18 protein-coding genes are annotated in these 19,533 nt (G+C 31.2%); 1 reads left to right on the plus strand and 17 read right to left on the minus strand.

The features are described 5' to 3' along the window. Positions 1-5: 5 nt before the first annotated feature. From GJV77_RS10755 to GJV77_RS10810, 12 genes are all read right to left on the minus strand, one after another. On the minus strand, positions 6-902 hold the full coding sequence (locus tag GJV77_RS10755; protein ID WP_155036359.1) for a glycosyltransferase: 897 nt from the start codon (positions 900-902) through the stop codon (positions 6-8). Beyond that, positions 899-1,915 (minus strand): glycosyltransferase, encoded by a 1,017-nt coding sequence (locus tag GJV77_RS10760; RefSeq protein WP_155036360.1) that lies wholly within the window; start codon positions 1,913-1,915, stop codon positions 899-901. Before GJV77_RS10760 ends, GJV77_RS10755 begins: the two co-directional genes overlap by 4 nt. Next, complete coding sequence (locus GJV77_RS10765; protein ID WP_155036361.1) at positions 1,912-2,742, minus strand: glycosyltransferase family 2 protein; 831 nt, start codon at positions 2,740-2,742, stop codon at positions 1,912-1,914. Before GJV77_RS10765 ends, GJV77_RS10760 begins: the two co-directional genes overlap by 4 nt. Continuing rightward, positions 2,739-3,779 (minus strand): EpsG family protein, encoded by a 1,041-nt coding sequence (locus GJV77_RS15085; protein ID WP_155036362.1) that lies wholly within the window; start codon positions 3,777-3,779, stop codon positions 2,739-2,741. The genes GJV77_RS10765 and GJV77_RS15085 overlap by 4 nt, the downstream gene beginning before the upstream one ends. Before the next feature lies 1 nt (position 3,780). Next, positions 3,781-4,923, minus strand: a complete 1,143-nt coding sequence (locus tag GJV77_RS10775; protein WP_155036363.1) for a glycosyltransferase family protein — start codon at positions 4,921-4,923, stop codon at positions 3,781-3,783. A 1-nt stretch (position 4,924) separates the two neighbouring features. Continuing rightward, entirely contained in the window at positions 4,925-6,349 is a 1,425-nt protein-coding gene (locus GJV77_RS10780) for a lipopolysaccharide biosynthesis protein (protein WP_155036364.1), read from the minus strand. Beyond that, the gene (gene rfbA, locus GJV77_RS10785; protein ID WP_155036365.1) at positions 6,349-7,203 is read right to left on the minus strand and encodes a glucose-1-phosphate thymidylyltransferase RfbA; all 855 of its coding nucleotides are present in this window, start codon (positions 7,201-7,203) and stop codon (positions 6,349-6,351) included. The genes GJV77_RS10780 and rfbA overlap by 1 nt, the downstream gene beginning before the upstream one ends. A 23-nt stretch (positions 7,204-7,226) precedes the next feature. After that, entirely contained in the window at positions 7,227-8,075 is an 849-nt protein-coding gene (rfbD, locus tag GJV77_RS10790; RefSeq protein WP_155036366.1) for a dTDP-4-dehydrorhamnose reductase, read from the minus strand. Position 8,076: 1 nt separating this feature from the next. Continuing rightward, positions 8,077-8,625: a dTDP-4-dehydrorhamnose 3,5-epimerase gene (gene rfbC / locus GJV77_RS10795; protein WP_155036367.1), complete on the minus strand. Its 549-nt coding sequence runs from the start codon at positions 8,623-8,625 to the stop codon at positions 8,077-8,079. Positions 8,626-8,744: 119 nt separating this feature from the next. After that, positions 8,745-9,791 carry a dTDP-glucose 4,6-dehydratase gene (gene rfbB / locus GJV77_RS10800; protein WP_155036368.1) on the minus strand — a complete coding sequence of 349 codons (1,047 nt, stop codon included), beginning with the start codon at positions 9,789-9,791 and terminating at the stop codon, positions 8,745-8,747. 14 nt (positions 9,792-9,805) lie between these two features. Next, positions 9,806-11,101 carry a nucleotide sugar dehydrogenase gene (locus tag GJV77_RS10805; protein WP_155036369.1) on the minus strand — a complete coding sequence of 432 codons (1,296 nt, stop codon included), beginning with the start codon at positions 11,099-11,101 and terminating at the stop codon, positions 9,806-9,808. 24 nt (positions 11,102-11,125) lie between these two features. Continuing rightward, complete coding sequence (locus GJV77_RS10810; RefSeq protein WP_155036370.1) at positions 11,126-12,469, minus strand: nucleotide sugar dehydrogenase; 1,344 nt, start codon at positions 12,467-12,469, stop codon at positions 11,126-11,128. 445 nt (positions 12,470-12,914) lie between these two features. Between GJV77_RS10810 and mobC the strand changes: the two genes are divergently transcribed. After that, on the plus strand, positions 12,915-14,915 hold the full coding sequence (gene mobC, locus GJV77_RS10815; protein WP_155036371.1) for a conjugal transfer protein MobC: 2,001 nt from the start codon (positions 12,915-12,917) through the stop codon (positions 14,913-14,915). A 4-nt stretch (positions 14,916-14,919) separates the two neighbouring features. Here mobC and GJV77_RS10820 read toward each other — a convergent pair whose 3' ends face one another. From GJV77_RS10820 to GJV77_RS10840, 5 genes are all read right to left on the minus strand, one after another. Continuing rightward, complete coding sequence (locus GJV77_RS10820) at positions 14,920-15,159, minus strand: hypothetical protein (RefSeq protein WP_155036372.1); 240 nt, start codon at positions 15,157-15,159, stop codon at positions 14,920-14,922. Positions 15,160-15,178: 19 nt separating this feature from the next. After that, positions 15,179-16,483 carry a relaxase/mobilization nuclease domain-containing protein gene (locus GJV77_RS10825; protein WP_155036373.1) on the minus strand — a complete coding sequence of 435 codons (1,305 nt, stop codon included), beginning with the start codon at positions 16,481-16,483 and terminating at the stop codon, positions 15,179-15,181. 2 nt (positions 16,484-16,485) lie between these two features. Next, positions 16,486-16,881, minus strand: a complete 396-nt coding sequence (locus GJV77_RS10830) for a plasmid mobilization protein (RefSeq protein WP_155036374.1) — start codon at positions 16,879-16,881, stop codon at positions 16,486-16,488. 105 nt (positions 16,882-16,986) lie between these two features. Beyond that, positions 16,987-17,445: a transcriptional regulator gene (locus tag GJV77_RS10835; RefSeq protein ID WP_155036375.1), complete on the minus strand. Its 459-nt coding sequence runs from the start codon at positions 17,443-17,445 to the stop codon at positions 16,987-16,989. Positions 17,446-17,511: 66 nt separating this feature from the next. Next, a complete protein-coding gene (locus GJV77_RS10840) occupies positions 17,512-17,952 on the minus strand; it encodes a helix-turn-helix domain-containing protein (protein WP_155036376.1) in 441 nt (146 codons plus the stop codon). Positions 17,953-19,533: the final 1,581 nt, after the last annotated feature.

Consider the following 19,533-nt stretch of genomic DNA (forward strand, 5'->3'; position numbering starts at 1 on the left):
CTATACTATTTCAATAGATTTAAAAACATAAAAGCAATTAATTTTTTCTTATCTCTCATCAAAGTCGTATTATATTTCCAAATCATACTATTTCTTTTCCAATAACTTCCTAAGAAAGCACTATAGATCTGATACTCTTCTGATCCCTGTGGAACTAATTGAATAAATTGTCTAGCTACTTCCTTGTGATAACCATCCAATACTTGATTAAACTTTTCTTTAATTGTCTGAAAACTTAATTGATTCAAATGTCCATGTACATTATTTCCATGTAATCTATAATGAATGTAAGAATCACCATCTATCACTACAGGCAATTTCTGTAATCGTGCATAAAAATACACCAACCAATCATGTGATAAATTACTCCAACTAAGATAATCTACATTTTTCAACATAGATTGAAGTTTTGAAGCAAAATCACGACTAAAAACATAAGTACAACCAGCGCTACCTCCTTCAAATAAAAAATCAAACTTCTCTTGTTTGTAATCCTTTTTTAAAAGTGAATAAACATTTTTACTGATATCCCACTTTGTCAGATTAGAACAATATAGAACAGAATTGGTTGCTTCTAAAAGATCTATGGCAGATTTTAATTTTTGAGGCAACCACAAATCATCTTGATCAGCAAATGACACATAATCAAACGATTCTTTAAAATCAAGCAACTCAATCATCTTAAGAAAATTACAAGCAGCAGATCCTGTCCCCGTATTGTTAACATTAATCTTTAAACCAAAATATAACTTCTTGATTTTATCTACAGTATCATCAGTACTACTATCATCTCTTATTTCTAAGTCAACTACAACACCTTCCTGATCTAATATAGATTTAACTTGTTCTACAATATATTTGCTACCATTATAACTAGCTAATAATACTTTTATCTGATTCATTTCTTTCTTAATAAAAAAACAATTTCATTTATTTGATCTCTTACTTTTATTTTACTACCAACTTGACAACTATTCAAAGCACTAATAATAACATCACGAATAGAATTCTCTGAGAAAGGGTTAAAAACTAAAGATGGTTCACAAATTGAATAAGTATAAGGTAAATCTGCACCAATAATTTTACATCCCTGATTTCCTCCTTCTAATAGACCTAAACCAAAGCTCTCTGATAAAGAAGGATAAATAATATATTCACTACTCAAATATATCTTTCTAAGATCTTCCCTTTCTACCAATCCTAAATTATGTATTGGATAGCCCTTATTTTGCATTTCTTCAATCAAAAGAACTATTTCTGAAAAATTTTCACCTACAGTTAATATAAGTTCTCCTTTACCTGATATATCATACGCTTTACAAAACGCTTTTATTAAACGAATATGATTTTTATTAGCTTGACCATTACTAACGTACAAAAAAGTATTCTGAATACGACTACAACTAATTCCTTCCTTCTCTTTAAACTCTGAAAAAAAAGGGATTATCTTAATTTTATTTTTCTGTTTAAATTTTTGAATAAACTGAAAATACACTTCATTAGTTTGTACAATCCAAAAATTCGTATTTCTTGAGACCATCTTAATGATCAATACTTTAAAATAATACTTAATATGTTCTATTAAACTAAAATCATTTGGTACATCTAAATAAATAGTATTATGAAAATAAGTATAAACTGTAGCATTCTCAATTCTTAATAAAGGGGGAATATTCCCTAAAACAAACACTTTACTAATTCTCTGTTGATTTTTTAAATAAAATAAAAATCGAGATCTTAACGACGGCTTCATATAAAGAGCTTCATTACTGCTCTTAATACTATAATGTTTTTTGATTCTATTATCAAACAAATAAAGAACACTCAAATTTGTATTCTCGATAGTGTCTACTAAATAATCTAATAACACTTTTCCTCCACCATTATTAATATAAATACAATCTATAACAATCATAATTTACCTTTATTATAGAACTCACAAAATAATTCATATAATCTTTTATCTGTAAATCTAAAATATATTTTTTTAAAAAAACCAACTCTTTTGACAGATAAGTCATACTTATTCAAATAATAAAACAAAGATTCTAGCATACAAATGAATGTTTTATCACTTAAATTATTTCTCTCCCCCATTTCATGAATATACTCAATACGTTTATCATACTCAATCTTATAATTATTAGCTAAAATACGTTTGCTAAGATCTGATTCTTCATGATATAAAAAAATATTCGAATCAAACCCACCTACTTCCTCAAACTTTTCCCTTGGCATAAAAAAACAAGCACCAGAAAGAAAAAAAAATCTACTGTTAAACAAATTAAATCTATTAGAAATCAAAACAATTAATGCACTTAAAAAAGGGACAAAAAACTCAGGTAATAAATAAAAACTAATATTTCTACCTCCAATTTGCTTCCCTCCAAGTAAAGCTAAATTTAAATCATTATTTAATTTTTCAAAAACATATTTTAATGTATAAGCTTTTAACCTTACATCAGGATTAATTATACAAATTATATCCTTTTTACTACTTTGACAACCTAAATTATTTCCCGCACCATATCCAATATTCTTACTAGGAATATACATTATAGGTATATTAAAAGATGCTATTAATAACCGAATAATCTCTTTATACTCATTAGGGCTATTGTCCACTACTATAATTTCATATTCTATATTAATAACTTCACATTCCTTTATGATTGATTCTATACAATCTCTTAATAACTCTTGTGAAATATAAGACACAATTACGAAAGATATACTTTTCATATTTTAATTGATTCTAACATTTTAATTATTTCATTCAACCAGAATGATCTTCCAAATAAAAATATGGGAACTATATAATGATGAATAGCTAACCCAATAGTTATTAAAAAAATTTTATATTTTTTTACATTTAATCGAACACATGCTACTAAAAATACTAGATACATTGGAATTATTATACGATGCCCTATAATCAATAGTTGAATTGCAATTCCCATATACATAAAACACAAAGCATACAATTTCACTAAAAATTCAGTCAAATTATCAATACTGTAGCTTTCCCAATATCTTCTCTTAAGAAACCACACCAAGTAAAAGTAAGGCATCATAAAAAACATACCACCCAAAAAAGTAGATTCTGACTCTTTTGTTAAATACACATCATAACCATGAAATCTACTAAAAAACCCACCTAGTGAAAATTTCAAAACATAAAATAAAACAAATGATGTTATACTTATAAGACCTGCATATTTAACAATATTCTTAAATGAATATTTAAAAAAAAACAAAAAAGGTAAAAACAATATTGTACTGATATGATTTGTGATAGACAATCCAAAAAAAACCAAATATGATATCCGTTCCTTTTTATAATAATAGTAAAAACCGTTTAGCATTAAAAAAAATGCTAAAAAATAACGGATTTGAACCGTAAAAAAAAGATAAAGTATTAGTATATATAAAAAACTAATTGTAAAAACATTAAAACCTTTACATACTTGATTCAAAAAATATAAGTATGACAATAATATTAAGACACTATAAATCTTATGCATTACAAAATAATCAGAACTAAATCTTTTCACAATCCCCTCAGAAATTACATTGTAAAAAAAATCTCTCTCTATTTCGAGATCAAGCATAGTTTGATATGACTCACTATCTGTTGTATAAGTAACTAATCCACATAAAACAAAACACCATACAAAAACCATTAGATTATTCACAAATCTACCTATACTACCATTATGGTAACATTTAGAAAGTAACACTGATAAAACAAATAGTAAAAAACCAAAAAAATAAAACATACTAAAATTGATTATCCATTACATCATAAATCTTAGAAAATTGCTTCTCCCAACTTAAATCAGTTTCAGAAAACTCTCTCATAGCTTTCTTATCAAATTTAGAAGTATAGAACCAGTTCACAAGTTTCGCTATATCAACTATGCTCTCATCTGGAACAACCTTAAAAACAAAATCTTTACTATCAAAATCACTATCATTTTCTGAATAAACAAAAGGTATACTTCTAGCACAATACTCCCTATTCTTCAAAGATTTAATATCTTCAATTCCCTTTCTATGACATCCAAGACAACCAATTGCAATATCAGTAGAAGCAAATACTCTATCTAAAACATCGCCACTTAAAACATTATGAAAAACAACATATTCTTCTAATTTATAGAAGGTAACCAACTTTTTATACTCTTTAGATGCTAATGTATTTTCTGGTCCTACTAAATTAAAATAAATCTTAACAGTATTATTTCCACTCTTATAATACTCACCAATTCCTTTAATCATACGATCATATCCATGCCAAAATTCCATTGAAGCAACACCTGTTAGAACAATATCATGTCCATTACTAATATGCTTATTTTCAACATAAGAAGGTATATTATCTAAGCTAATACCATTACTTATAGATATTGAAGGTATTCCAAATATACTGTTATCATTGACATATGAAACAATATAATCTACATATTTTCTCATACTACTCCTAAACATCCTCTCTTCGCAGTGCCTTACCCAAGTAAACAAATTAACACTTTTATACTCTTCATCATAGGGATAGGTTGGTATTTCTAAAATAACTTTCGCATTTCCTGTCTTTTTTAACAGAAACAAAAACTTTAAAAAGAAGTAACTAGCAATATGATTATAACGTATATAAACTACATCATACTCGCCCTTCTGATATACATCAATAATATCTTCAAAAGTGTAAAAACGTTGAAAGAAAGACACAACCTTATTCTTCTTAAATCGTTTACAAATAACGTTATTTACCGTTCTAGTATAAAAACCATTATTATATTCAAAAGAAACAAAATCTACCTTCTTTCCTATATTTTTTAAACTACTAACTTGTTGAAGAATTTTCTTTGAAATCCCCTTTCCTTCAGTAATTTTTTCAAAAACTATAAATAAAACTGCCATACTAAAGAAATTCTTTAATCTTTTTTCTATAAATAACTACTAACGGTAAGAAAGATACAATACCATTATATATAAGTTTAATATAATAATTATCCCAAGTTACTATATTTAACTTTAACAATACTGTGCTAAATAAAGCCCCTATAACACTTAAAAATAGTACTTTTAAAAATTCATATAAACTACAATTGAAAACTTTATAACAAATAAATAACAATGATTGCACAAAGTTCAAAACTAATCCCAAACTAACTAAATACACTACATTGACAAGATCGCCTAAATAAATTCCCAAACATGTAGAAAAAATAATAAAAACTGCACCAACTCCACCTGAATAAAAATACAATCGTGGATTATTTGTCGACAAAAAAATACTACCAGTAGAGGATTGAATTATTTGAAACCAAATTGTTAGGGATAGAATCCTAAATATTGGAATACTATCTAACCATTGCTCACCATACATAATGGTAATTATTTCAGTACTTGAAAAATAAATAAAAACCATTATTGATGCCCCTATAGTTCCTAAATGATAAAGTACCTTCTTATAATTACTTAAGATTAATGGTAAATTAGAACTATAACTTGATAACACAGGATGCAATACTCTACCTACTACTTGTTGTAGGTTTGCAACAGGATACAATACTAATCTATAAGATTTATCATATAATGCTAAATTGGACACTCCCAAAAACTTACCAATAAGTATAGAATCTAAATTTCTTGAAAAAAAATTTAAAACATCAAATCCTAGATTAGTAAACACATAATCTTTAATCTTATAAAAAGAAGCTTTCATGTCTTTATTGTTAGGCATATACCTATTAACACAGTGTAGTTCATTAGAAAAATAAAAATTAAATACAAAAACTAAAAATGAATTTAATAATGACTGCAAGACTATAGTATAATATCCGTATCCGTTATAAGCTAAAAACACACCAACTGCTCCCGAAATAATAGCCGATAGTAATTGTGATATACCGGTTTCTAAAAATAACTTATTACGACGGTTTAATGCCATTGGTAGCATACTAATTGCTGAAAAAAAAACTCCTATTGAAAGATAAATACTTAATTCTAAGTAAACTTCATTTGTGTAAAACCATACAATACAATACCCTAAAATACAGAATAATATACTTAAAATAATACCTAAAAAAAAAGTTAAGATGAATAGCTGTATAAAATCTTTTTGGTTCAATTCTTTAATCTGAATAATACCTGAACTAAAACTTCCTGATACTAATTGAAAAAGTGAAACAAAAACTAGTATTACAGCAACAATTCCAAATTCTTCTGGAGTTAACAACCTAGCTAAAATAATTCCAAGAACAACTTGAACTATTACTGTACTATATTGAGATAATAGAGTCACTAAAAACCCCTGTTTGAGTTCTTTCCCTACACTACCCATTAAAGTTTAATTAAATAATTACCGTACCCACTTTTACACAAAGGCTCAGCTATCTTATGCAATTGTTCTAGAGAAATATATCCCATACGATAAGCAACTTCCTCAATTGCTCCTATCTTCATTCCTTGACGCTCCTCTATTACTTGAACAAACTGTCCTGCCTGCATTAATGATGCAAAAGTTCCTGTATCTAACCATGCTGTACCTCTATCAAACACCCCTACTCTTAGTTTCCCTCTCTTTAAATACTCTTTATTTACATCTGTAATTTCGTACTCTCCACGAGCAGAAGGTACTATATTTTTCGCAATCTCCACTACAGAATTATCATAGAAGTACAAACCTGGTACAGCGTAATTTGATTTAGGCTCTACTGGCTTCTCTTCTATAGAAATTACATTATTGTCTTGATCAAATTCCACAACACCATAACGCTCAGGGTCGTGCACTGGATAAGCAAATACCACTCCTCCTTCTTCTTGAGTACAAGATTGCAACAATTTAGACATACCACTACCGTAAAAAATATTGTCTCCTAATACTAATGCAACTTTGTCATCACCGATAAACTCTTCCCCTATCACAAAAGCTTGTGCTAATCCATTTGGTTCATGTTGTACTGCATAACTAAACTTACACCCTATACGACTTCCATCACCTAACAACTTTTCAAAATGTGGTAAATCATGTGGTGTAGAAATTATCAATATCTCATTGATCCCTGCTAACATCAACGTAGATAAAGGATAATAAATCATCGGTTTATCATATACTGGCATTAACTGCTTACTTACTGCTAATGTTAATGGGTGTAATCTCGTTCCTGATCCCCCTGCTAAAACAATTCCTTTCATATACTTTTTTATTCTTTATCTTATTATAACTTGGCAAGCATTCTTTTTAAACTATCTTCCCAATGTGGGACTATTATATGATACTCTTTTTTAATCTTACTTTTATCCAATAGTGAATACGCTGGTCGCTTTGCAGACGTAGGAAAAGCACTACTTTCTATAGCATTTACATCACACCCAAAACCTTTAATCTCTTTTATTTTAGATGCAAAATCATACCAGCTAATTTCTCCCTCATTGGAATAGTGGTACAATCCACCTTTCCAGATATTACTACTGATTATCTGCATGATCACTTGTGCCAAATCTGCAGCATACGTTGGTGTTCCAATTTGATCACTGACAACACCTAAAATTTCTCTCTCTTGCATCAGGCGACTCATTGTCTTTACAAAATTATTACCATAAGTAGAATACACCCACGAAGTACGGATTATAACAGCATCTGGATGAACAGACATTAATGCCTTTTCTCCTTGTCGCTTTGTAGCACCATAAATGTTGATAGGAGCTGATTCAGCTTCTTCAGTCAAAGGAATTGAAGAAGTTCCATCAAACACATAATCTGTAGATAAATGTACTAAATGAGCGTCATATTCTTGACACCACTCTCCTAATACACGCACTCCTTGGTGATTAACTCTATCTGCTAACTCTCTTTCCGACTCTGCCTTATCTACAGCAGTATAGGCTCCTGCATTAATAATAAAATCAGGATGCTCTGCATTTAATACTGTCAAAATACGTTCTGCATCATCCAAAGACATCTTCTCTCTATCCATAAATACAAAGTTATATTGTGGATAGTGTACTACCAAATCCTTCAATTCAGAGCCTAATTGACCAGTACTTCCTGTTACAAGTATTTTCATCTTACTTCTTATAGATTTCATTAAAAGTTGGTAAGATGATATCTTTATCAGATACTATTTCACTTTCTTCTTCTACTCTCCAGTCAATTCCTAAAGCTGGATCATTATAAATTATTCCTTGCTCTGAGTCTTTGTTATAAAAATTATCGCATTTATAAAAGAACACTGCTGTTTCTGACAATACAGAAAATCCATGTAAGAACCCTCTTGGAATAAAAAGCTGTAAATTATTCTCTTCCGAGAGTTCCACCGCTACATGCTGTCCAAAAGTAGGTGAGTCAGGACGAGCATCTACAGCTACGTCAATCACTTTTCCTTGTAATACACGTACTAATTTTGCTTGAGCAAATTCTCCTTGTTGTGCATGTAATCCACGAATCACCCCTTTAGTAGAATAAGACTGATTGTCTTGTACAAACAACGTCTCCGTATTTGTCAATTCGTTGAATCGCTTCGCATTAAAACTCTCAAAAAAATAACCTCTGCTATCTCCAAACTTCTGAGGTTCTATAATAAAACATCCTTTTAGATGTGTCTCTATTACTTTCATTTTTTATGTATTTCTGTTTTTTTTTAATTTTGTGGTTTTGCCTTCCTGTAATTCCATATTTCAGTTGCAAAGTTAGCTACTTTGACAAAACACGAAAAAACAAACAACAAAAAAACAGTTTATTTATACTGTACTTCGTAATAATCCGCATACGCTCCACTAGTCACATTGTTTAACCATTCTTGATTATTCATATACCAATCAATCGTTTTTGCTAATCCTTCTGGGAATGTAACAGAGGGTGACCATTCTAATTCTTTATTAATCTTCGTCGCATCAATAGCATAACGTAAATCATGTCCTGGCCTGTCTTTTACAAACGTAATCAACTGCTCACTCTCTCCTGCTTCACGTCCTAAGACCACGTCCATTTGTTTACACAGTTCTTTAACTAAGTCGATATTTTGCCATTCATTAAATCCACCGATATTGTAAGTCTCTGCATTTCCACCTTTATGGAACACATCATCTATCGCCCTTGCATGGTCAATTACAAATAACCAATCACGAGTATATTTTCCATTTCCATAGATAGGCAATGGTTTCTTATTGATTATATTGTGAATGCACAGTGGAATTAACTTCTCAGGGAAGTGGTTTGGACCATAGTTATTAGAGCAGTTACTCACTACATAAGGCATGCCATAAGTCTCTCCATATGCACGTACAAAGTGATCAGAACTTGCCTTAGAAGCCGAATAGGGCGAATTAGGATCATAAGCAGTGGTTTCATAAAAGAAACCTGTTTCTCCTAAACTTCCATATACTTCGTCTGTACTCACGTGATAAAAACGCTTTCCTTCCCAATTGTCTTGCCATACCTCTTTAAAAGCTTGTAATAGATTCACAGTACCAATTACATTGGTTTTAACAAATGCCAATGGGTCTGTAATCGAACGATCTACATGTGACTCTGCCGCTAAGTGTATTACTGCATCAAACTGTTCTCTTTGAAACAATTCGTAGATAAACTGTTCATCTGTAATATCTCCTTTGACAAAAGTATAGTTAGAAGCTTTTTCTAAATCTCTCAAATTCTCTAAGTTACCCGCATACGTCAAGGCATCTAAATTGTAAATCTGATACGCTGGGTATTTATTTACAAACTGTCTAACTACATGGGAACCTATAAATCCTGCTCCTCCTGTGATTACTATCTTTTTCATTCTCTTTAATTTACTTATAATCTAGCATCAACAATATTTCTATCTAAACATGCTTTAGTGTCAAACACCACAGCATTATCTACAGTCAAGTGCTTTAACTCTAACGTTAAGAACTGTTTATGAGCAACTGCTATTACCACAGCTTCATATTTCTTATCTTTTGGTAATGTTTCTTCTATCTCAATACCATATTCAAGATATACCTCTGAAGCTTTAGCCCATGGATCATAAACATCTACATTTACTCCAAACTTCTTCAACTCTTTATATATATCTGCTACTTTGGTATTACGTACATCAGGACAATTCTCTTTAAAAGTAACTCCTAAAATCAAAATATTAGCTCCCTTAATATGTAGATCCTTTTCTATCATTAATTGGATCGTCTTAGACGCTACAAACGATGCCATACGATCATTTACTCTACGTCCTGATAAAATCACTTCTGGATGGTATCCTAATTGAGTAGCTTTATGAGCTAAATAATAAGGATCTACAGAAATACAGTGTCCTCCAACTAAACCTGGTTTATATTTCAAGAAATTAAACTTTGTACCTGCTGCTTCTAACACATCGTTGGTATCTATACCTACTTTATCAAAAATTAAAGCTAATTCATTCACAAAAGAGATATTCACATCACGTTGTGCATTCTCTATTGCTTTCGATGCTTCAGCCACTTTTAAAGAAGGCGCTAAATGCGTTCCTACTTTAATGATTGTCTTATATAAATTATCTATTTCGATTGCTATCTCAGGCGTGCTTCCTGAAGTTACTTTCATAATAGTCGTTAAGGTATTTACCTTATCTCCTGGATTAATACGCTCAGGTGAATAACCAACGTAGAAATCTTGATTAAACACTAATCCTGAAAATTCTTCTAATAAGGGTACACACACCTCTTCAGTACAACCAGGATATACAGTAGATTCATAAATCACAATATCTCCTTTTTTCAATACTTTACCCAACATAGCAGATGCTCCTCTTAATGGTTGTAAATCAGGTGCATTAAACTCGTCAATAGGAGTAGGAACAGTTACTATAAATACATTAGCAGTACTTAATATCGATAAATCATTTGAAGCTTGGTATCCTTTTTCGAAGTTATTTCCTTTAGCTTCTCTTAAAGAAGAATTCAACTGTTCTAAATCAGCCTCTAGAGTATGATCTTCTCCTCTGTCTAACTCATCAACTCTCTCTTTATTAATATCAAACCCTATTACTGGGAAATGCTTTGAAAACTCAATTGCTAAAGGCAATCCAACATATCCTTGTCCTATTACTGCTATTTTATAATCTGTTCTCATTGAGATTTATTATTTATTTTTCTTTTACAATCTACTATCTACAATACCTCTATCCAATACCGCCTTGGCATCATAAACCACCCCTTGCTCCACAAGGTAATCAAAAACATCAAGCTCCTTAAATTCACCATGAGCAGTTAGGAGTAAAACGGCATTATAGCACTGTGTGTTTTTTCCAAAACGATGATCGCACGTCACATCTTTTGGATGACTCAACTCCTCCTTCGTCGTCATCACCTCTATCCCATACTCCTCCATCACTTCCGCCTTATTCACCCAAGGATCGTACACATCAACAGTCAAACCGTAAGAGATCAACTCCTCATAGATCTTAGCCACCTTGGTATTACGCGTATCCGGGCAATTCTCCTTAAACGCCATACCCAGCAACAAGACGCGAGAGCGACTCACATCAATTCCTTTCTGTATCATGAGCTTGACCACCTTACTTGCGATAAAGACCGGAATCTCATCGTTTACACGGCGACCAGAAAGAATCACATCGGGGTAATACCCCACTTGAATCGCCTTATGAGCTAAGTAATACGGATCAACGGAGATACAGTGTCCCCCTACCAATCCCGGTTTGTATTTAAGGAAGTTAAACTTCGTCCCTGCCGCTTCCAATACATCTCGTGTATCGATGCCTAGGCGATCGAAGATTAAGGCTAGCTCATTGACAAAAGAGATATTGACATCGCGTTGAGCGTTTTCTATCACTTTAGCTGCCTCTGCCACCTTTAGTGAAGGGGCTTTATGGGTTCCCGCTTTGATAATCGTGCGGTATAATTCATCGATATAATCAGCTACTTCTGGGGTACTTCCCGAAGTCACTTTGACAATCGTCTCTAAGGTATTAACTTTATCCCCTGGGTTGATACGCTCTGGCGAATAGCCTGCGTAAAAATCACGGTTAAACACCAACTGTGATGCCTGTTCCAACACAGGGATACACTCCTCCTCTGTACAGCCAGGATATACTGTCGATTCATAAATCACAATATCCTCTTTTTTCAGTACAGACCCTACCAGTTTAGACGAAGCTTTTAACGGGCTCAGGTCAGGAGCATTGAATTGATTGATCGGTGTAGGCACCGTTATGATATAAACATTAGCATCTGCAATATCGCTGATATCCGTACTCGGCTTATATCCCTTTACCCCACCAGAAGTAGTATAAGTCACAACCGAAACACTGAGTTGACTTTCGTCCACCTCTTTGGTCAAGTCTATTCCTCGGGTCAATTCATCGACACGACTCGCCTTGATATCAAATCCAATAACGGGATAATGTTGTGCGAAGGCAAGCGCCAAAGGTAGTCCTACATACCCTTGCCCTATTACAGCAATTTTAATGTCTTTTTTCATCTTCTTTTTTCGTTTATTGTTCGTCTTAAAAAATACTTCTCCGTCAGTAAGTGTCAACGTTTTTTAACAATAAGTTACAAATGTACACTTTTAAAATATTGAGTTATACTAAAAACACAATTTTTTGTGTGAAAGGTTATATTTTATGAGGGAAGACAAAACTTATTGTTTTATCATATATTTCTAATAAAACAATAATTTAACAACAATACTCTTCATACCTATATTACACGTGAATATAGAAGAAATATGATATTTAATATGCATATTTATCTATATTTTTTTCAATATAACACCTAAAAACAAAAAGCCATAATCTCATCTCTGTAAAGACATTTTTTCATTTTAAAGGACTTATCCCGCCAAACGTTTCCTATAAACTGATAAAATTCATATTTATTTTTTCACATACTATTTTTAAATATTAACCATTTAAAATATAGATATGCAATCAGAAGACGACTTAAGATCACTAGCTAAAATATTAGCTTTTCTAAGAGCTGTAAGTATTATTATTTTACTTATGCATTTATACTGGTATTGTTACTTAGTTTTTGATAAAGTAGGTTTTACTCATTTTATAGTCAATAAAATCTTAATAGGGTTTAACTATAAAATAAATCTCTTTACCCATCCATTATACACAAAACTCTTCTGTGTTTTACTTCTTAGTTTAAGCCTTTGGGGAAACAGAGGTATTAAAACCCCTAGAATAACCAAAGAAAAAATCATTGTTGTTTTTTCTTTAGGAATCATGTTATATTTTTTAAACTTCTTTCTATTATACATCGAATCCACTCCTACTCACCTATTATATATAGTAACCTGCTTTACAGGTTATATTTTACTTTTAGTATCGGGTAGTTGGATAAGTCGTTTACTAAACGAAAACTTACTCGATGATGTATTTAACACCGAGAATGAAAGCTTTATGCAAGAAACCAAACTTATAGAGAATCCTTACTCAGTGAACCTACCTACAAAGTTTTATTATAAAAAAAAGTGGCATAAAGGCTGGGTTAATATAGTCAACCCCTTTAGAGCCACGATTGCCTTAGGAACTCCTGGATCAGGGAAGAGTTATGCCGTTATCAATAATTATATCAAACAACACATTGAAAAAGGTTTTGCCATGTATATCTATGATTTCAAACATGATGATCTCTCAACCATAGCATACAATCATTTACTGAAACACAAAGATAAATATGAAGTTAGCCCTAAGTTTTATGTTATAAACTTCGATAACCCAAGAAAAAGTCATCGTTGTAATCCCATTAACCCTGAGTTTATAACCGATATATCTGATGCGTATGAATCGGCCTATACCATTATGCTAAACCTAAATAGATCGTGGATCCAAAAACAAGGTGACTTTTTTGTAGAGTCACCCATTATACTATTAGCCTCAATAATATGGTATTTAAAAATCTATAAAAACGGACAATACTGCACTTTTCCTCACGCTATTGAACTATTAAATCAAAGGTATGCGGATGTGTTTACCATTCTAACCTCTTATGACTCTTTAGAGAATTACCTCTCTCCTTTTATGGATGCATGGCAAGGAGGAGCTCAAGATCAATTACAAGGACAAATAGCCTCGGCTAAGATTCCATTATCTCGTATGATATCACCATCGCTGTATTGGGTTATGAGCGGTGATGATTTTTCTTTAGACATAAACAATCCAAAAGAGCCTAAAATACTATGCGTTGGAAATAACCCTGAGCGTCAAAATATCTATTCTGCAGCTCTGGGGTTATACAACTCCCGCATTGTTAAATTAATAAACAAAAAAGGACAACTTAAAAGTTCTGTCATTATTGACGAGCTACCTACAATTTACTTTAGAGGCCTAGACAACTTAATTGCTACAGCTAGAAGCAATAAAGTAGCTGTCTGTTTAGGGTTTCAGGATTTTTCTCAATTAAATAGAGACTACGGAGATAAAGAAAGTAGGGTTATCCAAAACACAGTAGGAAATATATTCTCTGGTCAAGTAGTAGGGGATTCAGCTAAAAGCCTTTCTGAGCGCTTTGGGAAGGTTTTACAAAAGCGTCAAAGCATTTCTATTAATCGAAACGATCGATCACAATCTTTCTCCACACAACTTGATATGCTTATTCCTACTTCTAAAATATCAACTTTATCACAAGGAATGTTTGTTGGTGCGGTATCCGATAATTTTAATGAAAAAATACATCAAAAGATATTTCACTGTGAAATAGTAGTGGATCATAAAAAAGTAAGCCAGCAAGAGAGAAATTACAAACCAATCCCAATAATTACTTCTTTTACCAATTCTAATAAAGAAGATTTATTGGACAAAGCTATCGAAGATAACTATTATAAGATTAAAAAAGATATCCAAAACCTTATCAAAAGTGAAATCAAGAGAATTGAAAACGACCCTGATCTGATTCATCTTTTAAACCGAAAATAAGTCATCACAAATCCAGTTTATCAGCTAAAGTTTTAGCTGATAAATCTGTATTTTGTTTAATTAGACTATCAAGCTCAGACTCATGTTCTTTAATTAAAACACCTCTGCTAAATTCTGTCTTACTCTCCCCTATTACATCTTCAGGTTGAACAGGGTGTCCTATTTTGGATTTACTAAAATAAACCTTTAATAAAAGCAACACCAAGCCAATAAGCACGCTACCTGTAACAATTAAATAAACCATATTCACTCACAAATTAAATTTACACTTTAACACCCTTAGACTTCTTTTTCTTTTTACGTCTATAATCCTCCTCTAACTCAAGGGTGTTATCCTGCATTGTTGCCTTATTCATAAAAGCATTAAAAAAGCTAACAAATACACCCTTATTATATTCTGTGGTATAATCGTCTAAAAAAGAAAAATAGGGGTGTATTTTTAAATCATTATAACTATCCTTCATTTGATTATATATTTTAGAACTATGAGAATCGAGATACTCTTGTCTTTTTTCTTTATCATAATCAAGAGTATTAAACCCTATTTGATCAAGCTTATTAACTAATCTTTGGTCAATCTCTTTACATGAGTAAACATGTTTGTATTTATGAGAAATAAAATAATAGCTATGCTCTAAAGCACTATCCTTTTGTCTGACAATATTAATCCCGCTTCCTTTTAAAGAGGTTTTAAACCCGTTATAATCCAAGGCATCCTTCAAACACATTAGAATCTTCTTTTTTAAATCCTCTTCTACCTCGCTTTGTTTATCTATACGTTTAATTGACTCTTTAAAACACATAGTCAAAAAATCAAAATCACATTTAGAAGATAACCGGTGATGTACTATAAAATTACTTGCAGCATTATTTTGGAGATTTAATGCCAAATACCCTACTTGCTTTTTACCGGTCTTTTTACTTACGCTAACTATACATTTTATCTTAAATAAACTAAGTAAAGCATTAAAGCTCTCAATATCTTTAAAACTATAATGATAAGGAAGGGTTTTAAGTACGCTATCTATTTGACCTATTAAATCTGGCTTGCGATAATCAACAACCGCCAAAGACAAGTCCTTTTTAATCTTCTCTTTTTTAAGCCAAGGTGTTAATCCATACTTCCGGGTAATATCCTCACATGCTTCCATCGATCTAAAAAACTCAAAGTCACGTTGATTATTAGCTACTTTAAGAGTCAAAGGCGTAGTTACAATATGAAGATGAATACGCTCTATATCGAAGTGCTTAAACACGATATAGGGCTGATTTTCATATCCCATAATTTCCATATAATCCTTTGCGATACTTCTAAGTGTGAGATCGTCTAATTTATCTTTAGGATTAGGGTTCAAAGAGATATGCCTAACTGTAGTTTCTGACCTATAGTTTGACAACAGAAAAGGCTCAAAGCTTTTTTGTATAGCCCTTCTAAGACCTGCATTAGAATCAAGAGGTATAGAAACATAATCACTCAAAAGAATATACGCCTGATTTAGATTTACTTTTAATATATTATAATCTAAAGCATTTTCTAAATTATTACTCTTCCCTATCTTTGAAATCATATCTAATTTGATTTAGATAAATGCTTTTTTTCATACTCAAGAGCTAATTCTAAGATTCTTTCACATAACATTGACAAAACAAGGGTTTGTTCTTGCAAAGAAGTAAAAGCGATAATACAATCTTTATTTTTAACATAAGTATCTGCAACACGAGCATAGTTTACACCTAAAGTTCTAAACTCGTTAACTAAGGAGGATAAGCTTACATGATATTGACTAGTTACCGGATCAACAACTACCACTTTATTTATTCTTTTAGTAATAAGCTTACGAATAAACTGAGACTTATTTCTAACTTGATACTTTTCCAGTAAATCCAGAAACTGTTTGTTCTCTGCTTCGTTTAGATGAAAACCGTGGTAAGCACTCTTTTTTGTTATAGTTTTCTTTGTTTCCATAATAAATATATTTTTATTTATCTGAAAGCTACATAACAAAATTCTAAATGTATGCCAATACACAATAGTTGGCATTATTTGGCTTAAAGTATCCTTTTGGTTGGGTTAGTTTTCTTTAAAATACAATTCAAACAAGGTTCCTGCTTCTACTCCAATCGCTTTTTCTATCATTATTAATTCGAAGGCTTCTAATGCCCCATTGCGATAATACAAATCAAAAGCTCTTGATTCCTTCAATCCCGCTTTTTGAGCTATAATATCAATAGTATTTTCTTTAGTTTCAAAACTCTTCATAAGTTCACCAAAGTCATTTCTCTTTTTATAATCAACTTTATTTAGCTTAAAATTAAATTCTTTATAGACTATACCACTAGCATCTTTAACATTATCGTCAAAAGCTTTTATCAAAGAATAAAAAGTACCTGCACTTAGTTTTGAAACTAATCCCCTACTTAATTTACTAATCTGACTCTGTGAAATACTAGATTTAAATTCTAGCTCTTTCAAACTCATTCTTTTTTGAGTTAGCTTCATATTAATATACTCACTAATTCTATGTTCCATAAATTCTTTATTACATTATTTTGTATTTAGAATTCTAAAATAACGTGTTCTAAAGAGTAAAGCTTCCTATTTATAATACTTATGTATTTTATTGCTACGATCAACATTAATTTCACCTTGCTCCTCAAGATTAGTCAGAATATTACTCACATAACTACTACTTGCATTCTCATCAATTAAATCTAAACTCAAAAGTTTATCACGTACTTCAAAAGCAAACTTAGGAATATCAAAAAAACTATCCTTTAATAAAGTTCGAACAGCATCAGTTGGCTTATATGTTTTGCTATTTTTAATAAAGTCATTTTTCTCACAAATTAGATCGATAGAACATTTCACAAATTCAGCATATTTTAGATACAAATCAATATCTTTTGCAGTTCCAGACTCTACACCTTTAACACTAGAAAGAGAAATACCAACTAAAGGCACAATATCTTTCAGCAAATACCCCATTGCTTCTCTTCTAGTTTTAATTTTTGCTCCAATTATTTTTCTAGTTGTCATTTTTCAATAGATATCCGCTCAAAACTCAAATACAATAAAGTTTTATATAAAGCTTTTTGGTATTTGGTTTTTTATTTATATATTTGTCTATAATAATTACAATGACTATTAAGCTTAACCGCTTAAAACGATGTTATCTCGTTCCGTGAAGGCCTATTTTGCTTACGAGTAACCGTGAAGTCGCTCCATGCAAAAAAGTTTCTTACTTTTGTACTGCATGTGAGCGGTACTCACGTATGCTTTCAAAAGCAAATAGAATTTTTGTTCTATAGGGAATAGGCCCCCTACGGTTTGGAAGTATATAGCCGCTCCTTGCATTTTTACAAGGTTTGATTTATCATACTACAGAGACATCGTTCATATAAATTATGTGAGCGATTTTTTTATTTATAATTCTGTTAATACGGCTCTTAGAAAGAAAAAGGGTTGTTTTAAATGAAGAGTAATATTTAGATTGTTTCACACAAAACAGTATAGTGAATAAAGGAGTTAACTCCCTTATTCATACACATAGCATCCCCACCTACCTTCACATTAGTGAACGTAGATAGAAATTGGTTTTTTCTTTTAAGATTCGCACTCTAAAAGTAACTCCTTTCTATATGTTTTCCAAAAGGAAGACTTAAAATCAGTACATGATTTTTATAATGTGATGCTAATACACGATAGTTCAGTACTCTGTACTGGACTATCAGAGAAACTAAATTCATAAAATATTAGATTTTTATCTTCTATTCTATGACAAAACATACTATAACCTCTTATTCTGCTGTCTCCCAAATAAGCATAAAGAGGTTTAAAACTTAGTATTGCTCTTTTAAAAGATCAGTACCTCATCCTTAAAGGACTTATCGAATAAATCTATTCGAGAATTTTTCAATTATTTTTTTATTACAACAAACTATTATTAACCAAGCTAAACCATTTAAATTCATGAAACATTTCGCTTTACAAGGGTAGTTTATAACTTAAACCAAATGTGTAATTTATTCCTATTTGGATCTTCTTTAAAATCCTACCTACTCTTAGTAAAGCAGTTGATTTTAACATTTTAAATTGAATTAGTTGATTAGTTAGTTGCCTAAAGGCACGGTTACTAGTTTATTTTCGCATTTTTCANCCTAAAGGCACGGTTACTAGTTTATTTTCGCATTTTTCAATGGGATATTGAAGCGCGACCAGGCCACCCTATACCATTACTTGTTATTCAAGTAATACTACTTAGTAACAGTAATGGTATTTTTTAATTGACAAACCACAAAAAACATAAAAAATGAAAAAGTCCGCCAAAACTCAAATTGTACTTAAGCCTCTTATTTACTTATAAGATAGCTTATTGCAAAAGCAATCCTCTTACTTATCGAAAACAATCACAATACGCTATTACTAAGATCAGCCACTTAGATGCGTACAGGGATTCTATTGCCTTTACTTTTCAATAACATATAATGTTCTTTATTCTAATTATAAGGCAATTAGATAAGAAAAGATATTGCCCTTGGCAATTCATAAACTATTAATTATTAACCACTTAAAAACCATTTAAACTATGAAACACAGCCAATCAAACAAGGTCGTTAG

This window comes from Myroides pelagicus (assembly GCF_009711055.1).
GTDB classification, from domain to species: domain Bacteria; phylum Bacteroidota; class Bacteroidia; order Flavobacteriales; family Flavobacteriaceae; genus Flavobacterium; species Flavobacterium pelagicum.